At 33.9% G+C, this 16,901-nt stretch carries 14 protein-coding genes; 5 read left to right on the forward strand and 9 right to left on the reverse strand.

The window, feature by feature from the left end; translation table 11 throughout:
- Positions 1-234 precede the first annotated feature (234 nt).
- On the forward strand, positions 235-1,008 hold the full coding sequence (locus JM172_RS03535; RefSeq protein WP_214480689.1) for an SDR family oxidoreductase: 774 nt from the start codon (positions 235-237) through the stop codon (positions 1,006-1,008).
- Positions 1,009-1,386: 378 nt separating this feature from the next.
- On the opposite strand, the gene vanY is transcribed toward JM172_RS03535, so the two are convergent.
- From vanY to JM172_RS03560, 5 genes are all read right to left on the reverse strand, one after another.
- Positions 1,387-2,265, reverse strand: coding sequence for a VanY-A/VanY-F/VanY-M family D-Ala-D-Ala carboxypeptidase (vanY, locus tag JM172_RS03540; RefSeq protein ID WP_214480690.1), 879 nt, complete (start codon positions 2,263-2,265; stop codon positions 1,387-1,389).
- Between the two features lie 103 nt (positions 2,266-2,368).
- Positions 2,369-3,484 (reverse strand): sensor histidine kinase, encoded by a 1,116-nt coding sequence (locus JM172_RS03545; RefSeq protein WP_214480691.1) that lies wholly within the window; start codon positions 3,482-3,484, stop codon positions 2,369-2,371.
- Complete coding sequence (locus JM172_RS03550; protein ID WP_214480731.1) at positions 3,477-4,178, reverse strand: response regulator transcription factor; 702 nt, start codon at positions 4,176-4,178, stop codon at positions 3,477-3,479. The genes JM172_RS03545 and JM172_RS03550 overlap by 8 nt, the downstream gene beginning before the upstream one ends.
- Positions 4,179-4,638: 460 nt before the next feature.
- Complete coding sequence (locus JM172_RS03555) at positions 4,639-5,280, reverse strand: metal-dependent hydrolase (RefSeq protein ID WP_214480732.1); 642 nt, start codon at positions 5,278-5,280, stop codon at positions 4,639-4,641.
- 212 nt (positions 5,281-5,492) lie between these two features.
- Complete coding sequence (locus JM172_RS03560; protein WP_214480692.1) at positions 5,493-7,031, reverse strand: glycosyltransferase; 1,539 nt, start codon at positions 7,029-7,031, stop codon at positions 5,493-5,495.
- Between the two features lie 1,038 nt (positions 7,032-8,069).
- On the opposite strand from JM172_RS03560, the gene JM172_RS03565 reads away from it, so the two are divergent.
- From JM172_RS03565 to JM172_RS03580, 4 genes are all read left to right on the forward strand, one after another.
- Positions 8,070-9,161 (forward strand): NAD(P)/FAD-dependent oxidoreductase, encoded by a 1,092-nt coding sequence (locus tag JM172_RS03565; protein ID WP_214480693.1) that lies wholly within the window; start codon positions 8,070-8,072, stop codon positions 9,159-9,161.
- A 162-nt stretch (positions 9,162-9,323) separates the two neighbouring features.
- Positions 9,324-10,238, forward strand: coding sequence for an ABC transporter ATP-binding protein (locus JM172_RS03570; RefSeq protein WP_214480694.1), 915 nt, complete (start codon positions 9,324-9,326; stop codon positions 10,236-10,238).
- Positions 10,235-10,948 carry an ABC transporter permease gene (locus tag JM172_RS03575; RefSeq protein WP_214480695.1) on the forward strand — a complete coding sequence of 238 codons (714 nt, stop codon included), beginning with the start codon at positions 10,235-10,237 and terminating at the stop codon, positions 10,946-10,948. The genes JM172_RS03570 and JM172_RS03575 overlap by 4 nt, the downstream gene beginning before the upstream one ends.
- Positions 10,949-11,680, forward strand: a complete 732-nt coding sequence (locus JM172_RS03580; protein ID WP_214480696.1) for an ABC transporter permease — start codon at positions 10,949-10,951, stop codon at positions 11,678-11,680.
- Positions 11,681-11,827: 147 nt separating this feature from the next.
- On the opposite strand, the gene JM172_RS03585 is transcribed toward JM172_RS03580, so the two are convergent.
- The 4 genes from JM172_RS03585 to JM172_RS03600 form a co-directional block, all read right to left on the reverse strand.
- A complete protein-coding gene (locus JM172_RS03585; protein ID WP_214480697.1) occupies positions 11,828-12,094 on the reverse strand; it encodes a DUF3949 domain-containing protein in 267 nt (88 codons plus the stop codon).
- 293 nt (positions 12,095-12,387) lie between these two features.
- Positions 12,388-12,738, reverse strand: coding sequence for an HIRAN domain-containing protein (locus JM172_RS03590; protein ID WP_214480698.1), 351 nt, complete (start codon positions 12,736-12,738; stop codon positions 12,388-12,390).
- A 541-nt stretch (positions 12,739-13,279) separates the two neighbouring features.
- Positions 13,280-15,124: an ABC transporter ATP-binding protein gene (locus JM172_RS03595; RefSeq protein ID WP_214480733.1), complete on the reverse strand. Its 1,845-nt coding sequence runs from the start codon at positions 15,122-15,124 to the stop codon at positions 13,280-13,282.
- Positions 15,105-16,847, reverse strand: a complete 1,743-nt coding sequence (locus JM172_RS03600) for an ABC transporter ATP-binding protein (protein ID WP_214480699.1) — start codon at positions 16,845-16,847, stop codon at positions 15,105-15,107. Before JM172_RS03600 ends, JM172_RS03595 begins: the two co-directional genes overlap by 20 nt.
- Between the last annotated feature and the right edge of the window lie 54 nt (positions 16,848-16,901).

Below are 16,901 nucleotides of genomic sequence, written 5' to 3' on the forward strand. Positions count from 1 at the left end.
TTGTTTTCATTCCTTTCACATACAGTTCATACTGCTTTGTTTAACTAAATTATTGTGAAATTCTTTTTTATTTGCTAAATTTATACAGGGGTTAACGAAGTTATACAGTTCAACCTAGATAAATTATACCAATAATCATGTATGACTACCTATCTAAGCAGTCTGCAAAACATTGTTTAGTTATCTATCTACCGGCATAACTAGATCATTATTTTTCGTAAGGAGGACATATCTATGCATGACTTAAAGGGCAAGATTGCTATTATAACAGGAGCAAGTAGGCTTAAAGGAATAGGAGCAGCAATTTGTAGAGAATTAGCCGAAACAGGATGCCATATATTTTTCACTTATTGGACAGATTACGATAAAAGCATGCCTTGGAGCATGGAATTAGATGAACCAATGAAACTAAAGGAAGAGCTACAACAAAAAGGTATTGATGTGTCTTGTATGGAATTGGACCTATCAAATCCTGATGCCCCTGAGCTACTCTTAAATCGAGTCGTTGAGCGACTTGGGTATCCCAATATTTTAATTAATAATGCTACATACTCTACGAATAACACGTTTGCTAATTTAACCACAAAAGAGCTAGATCAACATTATAAGATCAATATTCGCGCGACAACTTTATTGAGTATTCAGTTTGCACAAAGGTTTAATAAACAATTTGGTGGAAGAATTGTCAACTTGACTTCAGGGCAATTTCAAGGGCCTATGCCTGGTGAATTGGCTTATGCAACGACGAAAGGTGGAGTTGACGCACTGACGATTACTCTCTCAGCAGAACTCGCCCCCTTAGGAATAACAGTAAACGCTGTTAATCCAGGGCCTACGGATACTGGATGGATGACAGAAAATATTAGGAATGACCTAAAACCATCATTTCCTTTCGGAAGAATAGGTGAACCTACAGATGTTGCCAAGACGATAAAATTTCTCGTAAGCGAAGAAGCTGCATGGATTACAGGTCAAATTATCCATTCAGAGGGTGGATTTAGAAGATAATCTCATTAAAGACTCTTTTCGTAAACTTTGTTGCTATTTTCACATGAACAGTATGATGAGTATGATAAGGCTTCATAGGTTTTTAAAGTAGAAAATGTGACACGAATGCTAGGTATAGACGTGTATATATCTATGTATTCGGGAGATTAGGGTATGATTATCTTGCTATTCGTTATAACAATCTTTTAGTTCCAATTATTACTTATGCACTTTTGAATCTCTTTCATGCTTTTTATTATTAGCACCTGTATTAGTCTTATATCAACGCAAGTGGACATAAATTGCTATTCTACACAACTTATGTCCACATTCATTTTAATATCGCTATTTTTCACATTAGCCTTTATATATAATTGTGTAACTGATTTCCACTAAATATTACATTTTTTCATACACCGTCACAATGACTCCATCTATATTGTTACCTGAAATGTCGTATTGCTTATCAATAGGTACTTGAATTTCACTCGTTTGAGGAACAGGATAATATGAAACTGTATATTGATCACCATTCACATTCGCAAAGATGTTCTTTTCTTCTTTTAAATAATCTATATATTCTTCTAATGCTAGATTTTTTTCTTCCATTATAGCACTGTGAGGCAAACCAACATACCGGATATGCCATGGTTCATATTGAATTCCTGTTATGTCTATTTTATCCTTTGGATAGCGTACGATAAAGCCATACTTCCATGCATTTTGCTCTAACCACTTTCCTTCAGGTGCTTCACTCATCTTCATTTGAGTAGAGCCCACATCAAGGGATAGCCCTAGATTATGCTCGCTGGAACCTGCAGGTAGTGCAAAATCAGAGCCCAGTTCTTCATACAAGCTATTCTGTTCATCGAATCCCCGATAGCCACTACTAATAATAAAATGACTAACTCCTTCTTTGTTAGCTGCAGCTATCATGTCGGAAAAGTTGTATGCAACTTCTGTTGATAAATATATTTCAGTATTCATCAACCCATATCCATCTGTTAGTTCTTTGTGTGTGTATAAATTGACAATATCTAATTTTACACTCTCTTGAAGAACAGGATATTCATTGTTTACCAATAATAAATTCCCTTCAAAAATTTGTTTTTTGGCAATTTCAATTTTCTTCATTTTTATCGCTTTTTCTTCATCTTTCTTTACATCTACAACAATATTTTGTTCTTTTACTTTATCTTCGTAATATGGTGCTGCTGCTATATTAACTGCAATACCGAAGCACAATGCTATAAAAAAGAAAAACCCCAGCTTTTTCATTTTCAGTACCCCCTTGATCTAACTTACATATATCATAGGAGAAACTATTTAAAAGAAGAGTAGGGTAAATTTTAAATTTTTCTTAAACATTTATGCTTATTTTTCACACCTCATCTGTTGATATATCTACCCGTGGCAAGCGTACTTCGAATAGCGTTCGTTCCAAGCTACTTTCAACACTAATCGTTCCATTATGTTGCTCCACAATATTCTTTGCAATGAATAAGCCTAGACCGGTGCTATCTTTTTTATGCGTTCGAGCTTTATCACCTGTATAAAACATATCAAAAAGATATGGTAACTCATCTGCAGGAATATGATCTCCATAGTTTACAATCTGAATTACAACATCTCCACTATTAACGAACCCGTTAATATCTACATATTTCCCATCATATCCATATCGATTTGCATTAGTTAAAAGGTTTTCAAACACACGTGCTAACAATTCACCATCACCTATAATTTGTAAATTGGGTGAAATATCTAATCTAGCAGCCAAATAATTTTTCTCAAAGACGGGATACATTTCTTCATTTAGCTGTATCAATAATTCACTTAGGTTAACCTGTGTGTTATCAATTGTTAACATACCATAGTTCATTTGTGTAATTTCGAATAATTCATCAATGAGTTTCTCTAATCGCTGAGATTTTGTAAAAGCAATGGTTAAAAAATGTTTCCTCTGCTCATCAGTTAAATGTTTGTCATTAATGATCAGGTCTAAATAACCTAATACAGAAGTCAGCGGTGTACGCAAATCATGAGCCAAATTTACGACTAATTGATCCTTACTGCTTTCAGTTAAATCCCCTCTCTCTGTCGCTTCTTTTAATTTATTACTTGCCAAATTAATATCCTGCGCGATTACCCTAAACTCATCGTTTGAATAAATTTCTACACGATGTGCAAAATCACCTCGGGCAAGATAATGAATTCCTTTCGAAATCTCATTTAAATGATTCTCATAAGGTTTAGTAAATAAAAAGAAAAAGAATATTGAAAGTGGAATAAATATTACTAGAAAAAAAGTAATTTCACCAATTTCTGTTATAAATGAATACAACGGAAGAAGTAAGTCATTTCCAAGATTAACCATCGTCCGATAAAGTGCCTGAAATAACTTAAAGAACAAAAAAGATATGAGAGTAGATACAAGCATACTAAAGTAAAATAATACAATCATTTTCAAACGAAAACTTTGTAAGATTTTAACCATTGAATGCATACCCTACTCCCCACACCGTTTTAATAAACTTATTCTTTCTCTTATCTTCTGCGAGCTTCTTGCGTAACGTACGTATATGAACCATAACTGTGTTTCCACCTTCAAAATAGGCTTCTTTCCATACATGCTGAAAGATGTTCTCTACATTAAATACTTTCTTGGGATTACTAGCTAGTAAAAGTAATATCTCATATTCTTTTGGTGTTAAATCGATGTCTTCACCATATAGTGTAACTTCCCGTTGTTCTGGAGAAATAATTAAGCCACCAAACTCTAGAATAGGGATATCTTCTTTTTTTGTAGATTTGTTCAATTTAGTAAAACGGCGAAGCTGTGCGTTTACCCGAGCAACCAATTCAATAGGAGTAAATGGTTTCGTCATATAATCATCTGCCCCAATCACTAACCCATGTACTTTATCGAAATCAGAGTTTTTGGCACTCAAAAAAATGATTGGTATATTATAATCTTCACTACGAATTTGGCGGGCGACTTCATATCCGTCTATTTTCGGCATCATAATATCTAAAATGAGTAAGTCCACTGGTTGTTTGTGAATAACTTTGATAGCCTCTTCCCCATCAGTAGCTTTCATGACTTTATAACCTTCTTTTTCCAAATTGATTGAGATTAGATCAGCGATTTCTTGCTCATCTTCAGCTATTAAAATTGATATATGTTCCATTCTTTCATCTCCTGTAATAGATGGTATAATCAAAACTTTCACTCCAAGTAAATCATTCAAATAAGAGGTTTTATAAAAAAACTTGCCCTCTTTTAATCCTATGGATGATCAAGGGTACCGCACACCCAACAACCTAGAAAAAAAATGACAAGTTGTACATTTAAGATTAGTATTGAATTTTTAAAGATAATTATCCAGTTCGCAAATACTTTTCAAACACGCAAAGATTAAAAGCATGATTTAAAAGCGCAAATAGAATAATTGTCCGATAGTATTCTCTCTGTTTGGATAAATAAATTTAGTATCATATTCTCATTTAGAACGGGTAATACGCGTCCAGTATCTCATCTTTTTCCTCATCAACTAACTCTTCTAAATTCTGAGTTTTTGAATGAGCTTAAAGACATAAACATATGCATATTGAATATTTTCTTCAAGTAGATCAATATTCACAGAGTTTTCAAAAATATAATTTGTAGTTTTTTAGCTCATTTACATCAAAAAATGATGCTTCACCCTCTACATTTAGATTCTCAGCGTTCACTACGTAGTTCCACTGTGTTTTTGAAAATGGGTTGCCACTGACAGGTTCGAGAGTAATCTCTGCATAAGGGTATTCTTTCAATAATTCTTCTTGTATTTGAATCTTTGAATATCCTTTTAAACTAGCAAAGGATCTGAATAAGGATATCCCAATTATATCAGCTGATTCATTAATAGGATAGAACAAACTTAAGCCATTATCGAGAAGATCCATTAGCAAGTGTCCAATAACTAATGATGACAACATCGTTATCCATAGTAAACCTAACGTTAGTTCAGAATGAAAGAAGCGTCTTGCAATGATAGCCAACCCTAAGCTTAAGCTAGGAGTTACCAAAATAGAATGACCTAACATGTATAGGTTATTTGCATAGTTTACTTCAGTAGGAATGATAGAAAAGAAGATTGATGTTAATAATGTTAAATCTGGCGTAAGTCCAGCTATAAAGCCAAATAATAGTAGAGTCATCTTTTTTCTTCGTGACAGTTCTTTCTTTCGGCATATTAAATAGGCTACAAATGCTCCTATTGCCGCATGATAATCTATAAGAGATTTAATATTACTACTTTAATAGAAGGACAATCTAATAACAGATTTTTTTTAGTAAGGAAACGTGTATAAGATTTTTTTTAACTTCAAACCAAGCCTTGATATCAAATGCACTTAAAAGAGACGGCCAGTTAGTTATTGATAATGTAGCTACAAGATTTGACATAAACCTCCTCCTTTAAAATAAAAACGACCTTAAAGGTCGTTTTTTTATTATTAATTTATAACTCAATAAGATCTTTTGATTTCAATGTCTCGAATAAATTAATCCATTTTTTTGAGATGATTTCGTTTGTAAATTTAAGTTCAATATTTCGTTTAGCTTTTAATCCCATTTCTTTGATTTCATCCTGATTTTTTAGAGAAAATATAATTTTATCCGCAAGTTTTTCTATATTGTCTTTAGGGACAAGAAATCCGTCAATATTATTAGTTATAATATCTCTTGGTCCATAATTAATATCATAACTAATCACAGGGGTTTGATTAAGCATTGACTCCGCAATTACAAGGCCAAATGCTTCGGATTTTGATGTTAGAAGTGTCACAAGAGATTTATTATAAACCGAAGACACATCCTTGCTGTAACCTTTTATAAATACATTGGCATGCAGATTCATATGTGTAATCAATTTTATTAATCTTTCCTCATCAGCGCCATTTCCATATATATTCAACTTAGCATTAGGGAATTCATTAACTACTTTTGCAAAGGCCTTAATGGCATGGTCAATTTGTTTTATTTTGTCGTACCTAGCTACAATCGCTATTTCTTGAGAGTCATCTTTGACTATGTCATGATTTTTTTTAGTTATTGAGTTCGGTATTACATCAACATTTCCAAAATTGCCAAATTGATTAGTTATATCAATCTTGTGATCTTCAGATAAGACAACTAATGAGTCTAAATCAATCAAATTTGTCAATATTTTTCTATGCTTCTCTTTTATCTCACTTCCGAATGTGTATGGTTCTTGAAAATGGTTTGTGTGCAAAGGGTAAATTCTATATGCTAATGCTTTATCCATCGATAAAATTTTATCTGCAGATCCTATGCCATCGCATATTACAAACGGTTTGCTTTCTTCTTTTTCGCAGATCTCATTCAACCAACGTGAATGCAATTCTATGTTATTTTTAAACAAAGAAACACGGTTAGTATCACGTGTAAATAGAAATTGCTGTTGAAGATTCCCTTTCTCAGGATTAAACCACTTATTTAAATAAGTAAATCCGTCTTCTGTTTTGAAAATAACTTGATGCTGTTTATTGGTATTTACATTAAAGAATATTATTTTTTCGATATAACCTTTCTTATTAAATATTTCTCGTGATGTTCTGTTTCTTTGATTGTCAAAGTAATCTATATGGCTTAATGTGAAATCTTTGTTCCATTTTTTATATTTGACATATACTCCATCTTTAAAGTATCTAGCGTAAAATTTTGCCTGTAACTCATCCGATTGGATGTCGTATCCCTTTTCGTAAATATCTGAAGCTTCACCATAATACCTTAGTTGTTCATCAGAAACTCCACCTCTTGTATTAAGATCTTTATAATAATCATAAACATTTAGAATACCGACTTTATCTGACAATCGCCCTATTTTTCTTAGTTCTTCGGAGATAGACTGATATCTATTGTTATCATCTAATGTTACAAGGCTTACATTATATCCTTTTTCCGCTAATGCTCTAGAGCGATTAAGCATTACAGACGTCATTCCTCCGCGTTCAACTTCGATATTATGGACTACCATTAAAACTTTCTCTTTAGGTAACAGAAGAACCCCTCCTTATAAACTTTACGCTAAACTAGTTACACAAATATATTTATCCTTCAAGCAAATTCTTTAATATTACTACGTCTTTATCATCTTTACTTGTTATAGTTATTTTATACTGGTCATCTTTAATAGTCTTCCTGATATATTCTGAGTTAATGAAACTTTGCACCTCATTTGGTATGTCTGCCACTAACTCTTCAAACTCTGATTCATCTGACGATCTAATTTTCCAATACAATACTCTTTGCTATAAATAATTAATAAAAGAGACCAAATTCTTCCTTGTCTTCATCAGTTACATTTTATTCTATAATTTTTTCCTTTTTAATTCTAGCAGATTTGACTTAGTTTTTATCTCGCTCTATAAATTTTGAATACTGTTCTGAATCAGGAGATTGTATTAATTTTTCATGGTATCCTTTATCCATAACGCCTGATCTAAAATTGAAGATAAAAGCCATATTAGTATTCTTTCTTCGTCAACATTGTATTTATCAAATATTGTGAGAACAGCCTCTATTTGGTTTTCTATTTCTTTTTCCAGAAGATTCCTAGCTTTAACTCTAATTGATAAATCTATATTATTTTCGCAATGACTGTTATTTTCGTATTAAGAAGTAAACACCCACACAACTAGCGTTCGTGGCATCTTTTCTTCTGTACAACGATAGCTAACAATATAAAACCACTTTTTAAGTTACTAATTTGATAGCAAGAGCAAATTAGTTTACGAAAAGAGCCTTAGTATATTTTAAAGTAGATACCTTTTACTTTTTAATCCTGTTACAGCATGGGTACAACGTATACTACACTTTAATTTTCTTTTTCACGTTTTTTTTATTGTAACCAGCAATTCTTAAATTTTGTTTTATATAAATATAAAGAATTTCTTAAGTTTTATGGGCGATTATTTATGTCAACTGATACTCTGTTTAAATTAAGCATATTCTTTTTCCTTCCTCGTCTAAAAGAGTATGATAAGAACAAACTACTAAAAGGGCTGACTTAGATATGAAAAGGATTGTACTCGTTGGTGGAGGTCATAGCCATCTCCACTGCGTGAAAAAACTAAAGACAAATAAACAACCCGATATTGAATGGGTTCTAGTTTCTAGCTCTAGATATCAATATTATTCAGGTATGTTTTCAGGTTTTGTAGAAGGATTATATGAAGAGTCAGACATAAGAATTGATTTATTACAATTATCGAAATGGGTGGGTATTCAATTTATAGAATTAACAATAAGCTCTATTGATCCTATTAACAATACTCTTTACACAGCAAGTGGGCAAACGATCTCTTTTGATTATGTTTCCTTTGATATTGGCTCCTTAAATATTGATCCCAACATACCAAATTTAGCTAACAATAGCATTGCAGTTAAACCGAATCATCTTTTCCCGAAACATATAAATGATCTACGCTGTAGTAAGCACCCAGTTATTGTCGGAGGTGGAGCATCTGGTATTGAAATGGCTCTGTCATTGTTAGCATGGAAAAAAAAGTATACCCCTAATGACAGTGAAGTCACGTTAGTTCATTCATCTCCTCTACTTCATTCTACAGGGATAAGGTCATCAAAAATCATAACGCAATTGGCACATAAATCCGGATTAAATATAGTTAGTAAAGAAACTGTAGCCACAGTAACAAAGGAAAATTTAATTACACAAAAAGGAATTAGAATCAATTACTCTCACTTAATATATTTAGGGGGACCTCAAGCTTCCCCATTATTTAAAAATTCATCCTTACCGACAGATTCACACGGCTTCATGCTCATAAAAAGTACATTACAGAACATTAGATATCCTCATATATTTGGAGCAGGTGACTGTATTTCTATCGAATCAGACCTAAATATACCTAAAAATGGTGTAACAGCTGTTAGACAGGGTCCAGTATTATGGAAAAATCTTAACCGTATAGTACAGAAGAAGGATTTACTTGAATATCAACCTCAAAAAAATTATTTAGCACTAATATCTATTGGCAATCATCATGCACTGTTAACTTATGGTACGTTTGCTACCTCAGGGAAGTGGACATGGTATGCAAAGAATTGGATTGACCGCCGTTTCATGAATCAATTTCAGGTTTAAATACTGAAAGAGACAATATTAATAATTTGATGTTTGTCAGGATCAAGCTGTAGAAAACAACTGACACTTTTTCCTCGGTTGGTACATTTTAAACAAAATTTAAACTAACAGTTCCTCTCGTTTTAACCTACGGTGTGTAGGATGAAAGACGAGGTGATCATAATGAGTGAATATATTATTCAAACGACAAATTTAACGAAACGCTTTAAAGGAAGAATCGCAGTTGATCGTGTAAATTTAGAAATAAAATCTGGAGAAATTTACGGGTTTTTAGGTCCAAATGGTGCAGGAAAAACGACTACCATCCGAATGCTCTTAGGATTGATAAAGCCATCTTCAGGGGCAATTTTTATGTTCGGACGACAACTAAAACAAGATAAGCTTTCAATCCTTAGAAAGACCGGTTCTCTCGTTGAATCTCCATCTTACTATGGCCATTTAACTGGCTATGAAAATTTGGAAGCCGTGCGAAAAATTCTTGACGTACCAAAAAAGAGAATTGACGAGGTCCTTTCAATTGTACGTTTAACAAAGGATGCAAAAAGGGCTGTGAAAGGCTATTCTCTTGGAATGAAGCAACGATTAGGGATCGCTACTGCATTATTAGGAAATCCCGAATTACTTATTTTGGATGAACCTACTAACGGTCTTGATCCGTCTGGTATTTTAGAAATTCGCGAGTTAATCAAAAATATGCCGAAAGAACATGGTATCACCGTTCTCGTATCTAGCCACCTACTTAGTGAAATTGACCAAATGGCAACACAAGTTGGTGTCATTTCAAAAGGATCAATGATTTTTCAAAATTCTATTGAAACATTAAGACTACGGGCAAAGAGTAAAGTGCACGTTGCAGTTAGTGATGCTAATATAGCTTACCGCACGATGATAGCAAATGGATATACAGTTGAACAAAATGAGTCAGCACTATTATTTGACAACATAACAGATTTTCAAATTGCACATATCATTAAAACGCTCGTACATGAAAATGTGTCCATTTATCGTGTAGAGGAAATAAAAAAATCATTAGAAGATATCTTCCTCGAACTCGTTGGGGAGGCTGGTAGCCTATGATCGCAAAAGTATTATCTTCAGACCTGTTAAAAGTACGCAAAAAAATGATATGGTTTCTCATCTTTTTAGGTCCGTTTGGTGTAATAGCCTTACAAGCGGTAAACTTTGGGGTGCGCTATGACTATCTTACAAATTATTATGCCGCTGATTTATGGGGAGGGCTCCTAGAAAATATCCAACAATTAGCTACGCCTACATTAGTGCTAGGAATTGCAATTATTACGTCTATGATAGCTAATATAGAGCATCAAGTGAATTCATGGAAGCAGCTTTTAGCTTTACCTGTTTCAAGAATTACCGTTTTTTCTTCAAAGTTTTATTTATCAGCCATGCTCTTATTCCTGTCTTGTTTACTATTAGGCATCGGCTCAATCATTCTTGGTTTCATATTTAAATTTGGAGTTAGCATACCTTATATACAACTCTTAAAAGTATCCTTTTATCCATTTTTCGCAGCACTACCAATCTTAACTTTGCAGATTTGGTTGTCAATTGTATTCAAAAATCAAGCAATCCCTTTAACTATCGGCATTTTAGGTGGCGTACTATCGATGTATTCTATCGTGCTACCAGACTGGATTTTTTGGAAATGGCCCATGCTTATTAATGATTGGAGTAAGGTAGAATACACTGTATTAGCAGGTATATTAGTAGGTATGGTTATTTTTATGCTTAGCCTTATTGATTTTGGGCGAAGGGACGTGAATTAAGTGAAAGCATTTAATAATATTCTACGCTCTGAATGGTTAAAGCTTAGAAAATCACCGATTTGGTTACTTATTTTTGTAAGTCCTGCACTTGCCTTTATTACAGGCTTATTAGCACCGTTAGAAATTCCAGGCGCAGACTGGTTATATACACTTAGTATGATGACGATCGTTCATGCATTGTTATTTCTACCGTTATTAACTGGCATATTTGCAGCGTTCGTTTGTCGTTATGAGCATGTTGGTGGTAGTTGGAAGCAACTGTTAGCCTTGCCCGTTTCTCGGACTAGCGTATATATGTCAAAGCTTCTATTAGTAATGATTATACTGCTCGTTACACAGCTGTTATTTTTAATAGCAATACTCGCTGTCGGTCAAATAAGAGGTTTTGATCAAGCGATTCCTTGGGGTATATTGTTGCGTGGGGTACTTGGTGGTTGGATCGCAACATTCCCCTTAGCTGCTTTACAAATATCTGTATCTATTGCATGGGCTAGCTTTGCTGCTCCATTGGCAATCAATGTTATTTTTACAATACCAAATATTTTAATCATTCAATCAAAATACGGACCTTATTACCCTTGGGCACAACCTATTTTGGCAATGTTACCGAGCGGTGATACTACATTTGGTGTATTAAACTTCTCCTTAATAACGTTGTTATTCGTTATATTAGGTAGCTTTCTAGCCTTTTTCGTTAGCGGTTTAACATATTTCAATAAAAAAGCGATCTAAGAGGTTTATCAATACAAAACTGAACAATTTCTATTAAAAAAGACCACATACACTAAACACTAATTATAATGATGTAGGTCCATTAATTAGTGTTTGGTGCTATGTGATCCAATCGTTTCAGTTTAATCAAACGTTTGTTTAAATTACCTATGCGAGCTGTCTACGAACTCTTTTCTTATAGATTGAATATGCAATGAAGTTTGCTGGGAAAATAAATATGCTAGAATGTGCATTGAAATGGAGTAATTGCTCTTGGAATTCCATTTCATCAAAAAATTCTCCTTGAGAAAGTTGTTTATTTTTCTTTTCCTCCTCAATCTTTTTGAAATAAGCATACTGAATTGGAATCATTACAACATTAATTATAAGTAATAATGTAGTCATAATAATTATGAATAGCACCGAATCATTCATTGAACCAACCTCCAACAGTATATTTATAATACATCTCATATACGTGCCAAACAGTCAAAGAGTTTCATTTTTCTTATATAATTTTCCAAATAAATTTATACACGATAAAATCATTATAATTTCAATAAATTAACAGCAGAATGGAGGCGTTGTCACTTTGATGAGGATATCGCAAACACAATTTTATACGTTGGGTACTAAAATAATTGTTATGTGAATATAGCCTTACAAATGAGGCTTCTAAAATAACTCCCTTTTCTCTAAGAGGATGTTTCAAGAGGTTTACTTTAAGATTATTCATTTACTGAAGTAATTTTAACTATTGAGTTATTGTTAGCAGGAAATAAATCGACTATTTCTGCAATTGCACTTCCTTGTAAAACAAACATGATTTTTGCCAAACAGTATTCACCAAAAGTATCATATATCCTACCTGCACTCCTCGTACCCCTTGCTACAGTACGAGTGCTATTTGCAATATAACCTATTTTCCCTACATTAGGCATATACACTTCAACCGCTTCATCATCATATGGATTATTGTAATCTTTTATAAGTACTACAATTTCTCCCACAGTAATATATTCAGATTTATCATAATATTTCGCACCAACAATGGTCACAAAAAAAGGCTGAATATTCATCGTTCACCACCTAAAACTTAGCATTTAAACTGTTTGCTCATCTCAATATAAAACCTTTTCTTATAGGCGTCCTGTACCATGATAATAAGAACCACATTAAATATGAACATAAATGTTGAATCTATTATTATATTGTTCATTAAGGAAAGATCTCACCAGTATTACCAACGCTAAATGCGTGCACTAGAATTTGCAACATTCAAACGTACCGCTTCTGTCACTTTGTTGCTAGGTTACTATTTGTAGCATATGGTAACGATTTGGTTGACAGAACCTCTCCTTAGCTATAAAACTAATAAATGTTTACTACTAAATATATAACATTCCTTACTAAAGCCTGGCTAACATCTGATACCAAGAGTAATAAAATTTCCCAGAAGAACCATTGTTGGGAAGTTAGCATAAATAAGTATTCACTTTAATTAAAAGGTGACTCTAGTAACAATTTTCCAAACCCTTCTTAGCTATTGTTGGATTTGTGTCATTGTAACCATGAGCCACCTTCTATTATTCCCCTTGTTAAACGCATGAAAATTACATATTATTCCCCCATTGTTGCATTCGACAAATTAACAGAAATTCCTGCCAATTTTTTATAAAACCCTTTTTTCTCTAGTAGTGTTTCATGTGTTCCTTTTTCTTGGATACGACCATTATTTAATACCAAAATTTGATCAGCCTTACGAATTGTGTTCAGTCGATGAGCAATAATAAAGCTTGTTCTACCGTTCATTAATCGCTGTAGTGCTTCTTGTATTTTAATTTCTGTAATCGTATCGATGCTACTTGTCGCTTCATCTAAAATGAGGATAGATGGATCTGCTAGAATCGCTCGTGCAATAGATAATAACTGTTTTTGCCCTTGACTTATTCCAGAACCGTCCTGTGTTAATACTGTCTCATATTGTTGTGGTAATCGTTGAATAAACGAATGAGCATTTGCTAAAGCTGCAGCCTGTTCAACTTCTTCATCAGTTGCAGTTAGCCTTCCATAACGAATATTTTCTCTTATTGTTCCTTCAAATAAGAATGGATCCTGTAATACAAAGCCCATATTACGTCGCAAGCTCGCTCTATTTACAGTCGTTACATCTCGATCATCAATTAAAATCTTGCCCTTATCCACATCATAAAATCTCGATAGTAAATTAATAATTGTTGATTTTCCAGCACCTGTAGGACCGACAAGGGCAACTGTTTCACCAGGAGTGACAGTAAAGCTGACATCAGTTATCGTGCTTTCAGCTTCCTCATACGAAAAAGAAACATTACAAAAATCCACTTTACCCTGAATAGCCTGAAGGTGAGTCAAATTAGTTCCTTTGACTTCTTCTTCATCTTCGTCTAATACCTCAAACACTCTCTCTGCACCCGCAACAGCTGATAATAGTGTATTAAATTGGTTTGCTAAGTCATTTAAGGGGCGTGTAAATTGTCTTGAATACTCCGTAAAAATAACAATTGTACCGATAGAAATCATACCATTTAATGCAAATAAACCACCGATTCCTGCAATCAAGGCGAAGCTTAGATTATTTAGGACATTCATTACTTTAGGAATAAAGCCTGAATAAGTTTGCGACCAAAACGCTGTCCCTTTTAATCTCTCGTTTTTAACCAAAAATTCAGAGATGACTCGTTCTTCTTGAGAAAAAGACTTAACGATTCTTTGGCCAGATATGATTTCTTCAATGTATCCATTTAAATCTCCTAGATTTCGTTGCTGCTCTTTAAACACTCTTCTCGTTCTCTTTGTAATCCACTTCATCCCCAAAATTAACAAAGGGATAATTGTCATCGTGATCAACGTAAGCAATGGACTCAGCCATAGCATAACTGAAACAGTTCCGATTAACGTAAGTATACTCGATGAAATTTGAATAACTGAACTATTTAACGTTGAGCTCACATTTTCAATGTCATTCGTTACCCTACTCATAAGCTCACCATGCTGACGCTTATCAAAATATGGGATTGGAAGCTTATGGAGGTGTTCAAAAAGCTGATTTCTCATCCTAAAAACTGTTTGTTGCGCGATACCAATCATCCAATAGTTTTGTAATAATAGTGCTAAAGAGCGTAATACATATATAACCGCTAAGCCGATTAATAGCTTTATAAAACCTTCAGTATTTGACGTATTAATATAATCATCAATCGCTACCCCTACTAAAAATGGCCCTATAATTGCAAGGCTTGAGCTTACAACAACCATAAATAATACTAACGAGAGCAAGCTCTTTTTATAAGATAAGTACATCCAAATCCTTTTTAATGTTGTTAACCACTGTTGTGGCTTCTTTTTAGATGATTGAACTTGAGTTCCTTTGTCATCGTGTTCAACAATTCTTTTATATTGGAAAGGCTTAGTTAGTTGCTTGAGCATCATAAAGTGCCTCCTTTCCAAGCTGTGAATGAACAATTCTGTTATAAAGATCTGAATAAGTTAATAAATACTTATGATCCCCCTCTTGTATGTTACCCTGTTCATCTATTAGTAAGATCTTATCTGCTTGTTTAGCAGTACTAATTTTTTGAGTAATAACAAATGTAGTGCAAGCATACGTTTTTAACGCTCTTAATAATTTTGACTCAGTATGTACATCCAGCGCACTCGTACTATCGTCTAATAACAACATTTTCGGTTTCCTCACAAGTGCTCTTGCAATCGAAATCCGTTGTTTTTGGCCACCTGATAAGTTTATTCCTTTTTGACCTAGCTCTGTTTCATACTTATTCGGAAGCTCCCATATCGTTTCATGAATTTGAGCGTGTTTAGCGGCTTCAATGATTTCTTCCATAGAAGCATCTTCTTTCCCCCAGCGTATATTTTCTTTAATTGAACCTGTGAATAATAATACTTCTTGAGGAACGAATCCTATGCTTCTGCGGAGATGTTCAAGCCTCATCGTTTTTATATCGTGATCATCTATAAAAATACTGCCCTTACTCACATCGTAAAGACGAGGAATAAGTTGAACAATAGATGTTTTACCTGAGCCAGTTGCCCCTAAAATGGCGACTGTTTCTCCAGGGTTTACTTCAAAGGATATATTCTGTATCACCGGTTCTTGCTTTTCTGGATATTGAAACGAAACATTGCGAAAAGCTACTTTTCCTTCCCTGATTTGCAATGAAGAATTCGTATCAGATGAATTTATTACATCAATATCTGTTTGAAGCACTTCTGTAATACGTTCAGCAGATGCACTGGCACGTGAGAAAGCCATAATGATAAACGAGAATACCGATAGAGCAGCTGTAATTCGAGTCGCATAGTTAACAATTGCAACAACTTCCCCGACTGCTACATCTCCTGCAATTACACCTGTATTCCCATACCAAAGAACAGCAATTACACTAATATTCATAACTAAAAGTAAGATTGGCACAGTTATTTCTAGCAACCTAAACACTGATGTTGTCTGGCCTCTTAACTCAGCGCTAGCAGTTGAGAATCGATTTGACTCGTAATCCTTTCGTACATACGCTTTAATTAATCTCATGCCAGCTAAATTTTCCCTCATTACTCTATTTACAGTGTCTAGCTTTTTCTGCACAGACTGAAATAAGTGCCACCCTCTTCTCATAACCCAAAGAAGAAAGATGAACAATACCGGCACACTTGCTAAAAAAATAAGAGCTAGCTTCACATTCACTACGAGTGCCATAATCGTTCCACCGATTATTAATAACGGTGCACGTAGCATAATTCGCAAGCTCATAAACACTGTATTTTGCACTTGTGTTACATCATTCGTCGTACGGGTAACGAGTGATGATGTCGGAAACTTATTAAAGTTAGCAAATGAAAAAGATTGAACTTTTTTAAACAATTCCTGCCTCACATCGTAGCCGAAGCTCTGACCCACATGCGCAGCATAGAACGTATTAATAATTCCTGATATAAAAGCGATAAACGATAACCCAATCATTAAACCGCCCCACTTCAACACGACAGTCATATCCTGTTGTTGAATTCCATCATCAATAATTTTCGCCATTAACAACGGTTGCCACAGCTCTACTATTAATTCAATAAGCATAAGCAACAGTGCAATAACAACTGGGAGACGGTACGGTTTAAGAAATGATAGCACTCTTGGCATAAATAATCCTCCATACATTACTAATCCGATTTTATATTAAGTTCTATCATACCT

This window comes from Bacillus sp. SM2101 (assembly GCF_018588585.1).
GTDB classification, from domain to species: domain Bacteria; phylum Bacillota; class Bacilli; order Bacillales; family SM2101; genus Nanhaiella; species Nanhaiella sioensis.

Excerpts from the sequence above, each read along its gene's own strand:
- JM172_RS03535 (WP_214480689.1), top strand. The coding sequence starts at position 235 with ATGCATGACTTAAAGGGCAAGATTGCTATTATAACAGGAGCAAGTAGG.
- vanY (WP_214480690.1), bottom strand. The coding sequence starts at position 2,265 with ATGAAAAAGCTGGGGTTTTTCTTTTTTATAGCATTGTGCTTCGGTATT.
- JM172_RS03545 (WP_214480691.1), bottom strand. The coding sequence starts at position 3,484 with ATGGTTAAAATCTTACAAAGTTTTCGTTTGAAAATGATTGTATTATTT.
- JM172_RS03550 (WP_214480731.1), bottom strand. The coding sequence starts at position 4,178 with ATGGAACATATATCAATTTTAATAGCTGAAGATGAGCAAGAAATCGCT.
- JM172_RS03560 (WP_214480692.1), bottom strand. The coding sequence starts at position 7,031 with ATGGTAGTCCATAATATCGAAGTTGAACGCGGAGGAATGACGTCTGTA.
- JM172_RS03565 (WP_214480693.1), top strand. The coding sequence starts at position 8,070 with ATGAAAAGGATTGTACTCGTTGGTGGAGGTCATAGCCATCTCCACTGC.
- JM172_RS03570 (WP_214480694.1), top strand. The coding sequence starts at position 9,324 with ATGAGTGAATATATTATTCAAACGACAAATTTAACGAAACGCTTTAAA.
- JM172_RS03575 (WP_214480695.1), top strand. The coding sequence starts at position 10,235 with ATGATCGCAAAAGTATTATCTTCAGACCTGTTAAAAGTACGCAAAAAA.
- JM172_RS03585 (WP_214480697.1), bottom strand. The coding sequence starts at position 12,094 with ATGAATGATTCGGTGCTATTCATAATTATTATGACTACATTATTACTT.
- JM172_RS03590 (WP_214480698.1), bottom strand. The coding sequence starts at position 12,738 with ATGAATATTCAGCCTTTTTTTGTGACCATTGTTGGTGCGAAATATTAT.
- JM172_RS03595 (WP_214480733.1), bottom strand. The coding sequence starts at position 15,124 with ATGCTCAAGCAACTAACTAAGCCTTTCCAATATAAAAGAATTGTTGAA.
- JM172_RS03600 (WP_214480699.1), bottom strand. The coding sequence starts at position 16,847 with ATGCCAAGAGTGCTATCATTTCTTAAACCGTACCGTCTCCCAGTTGTT.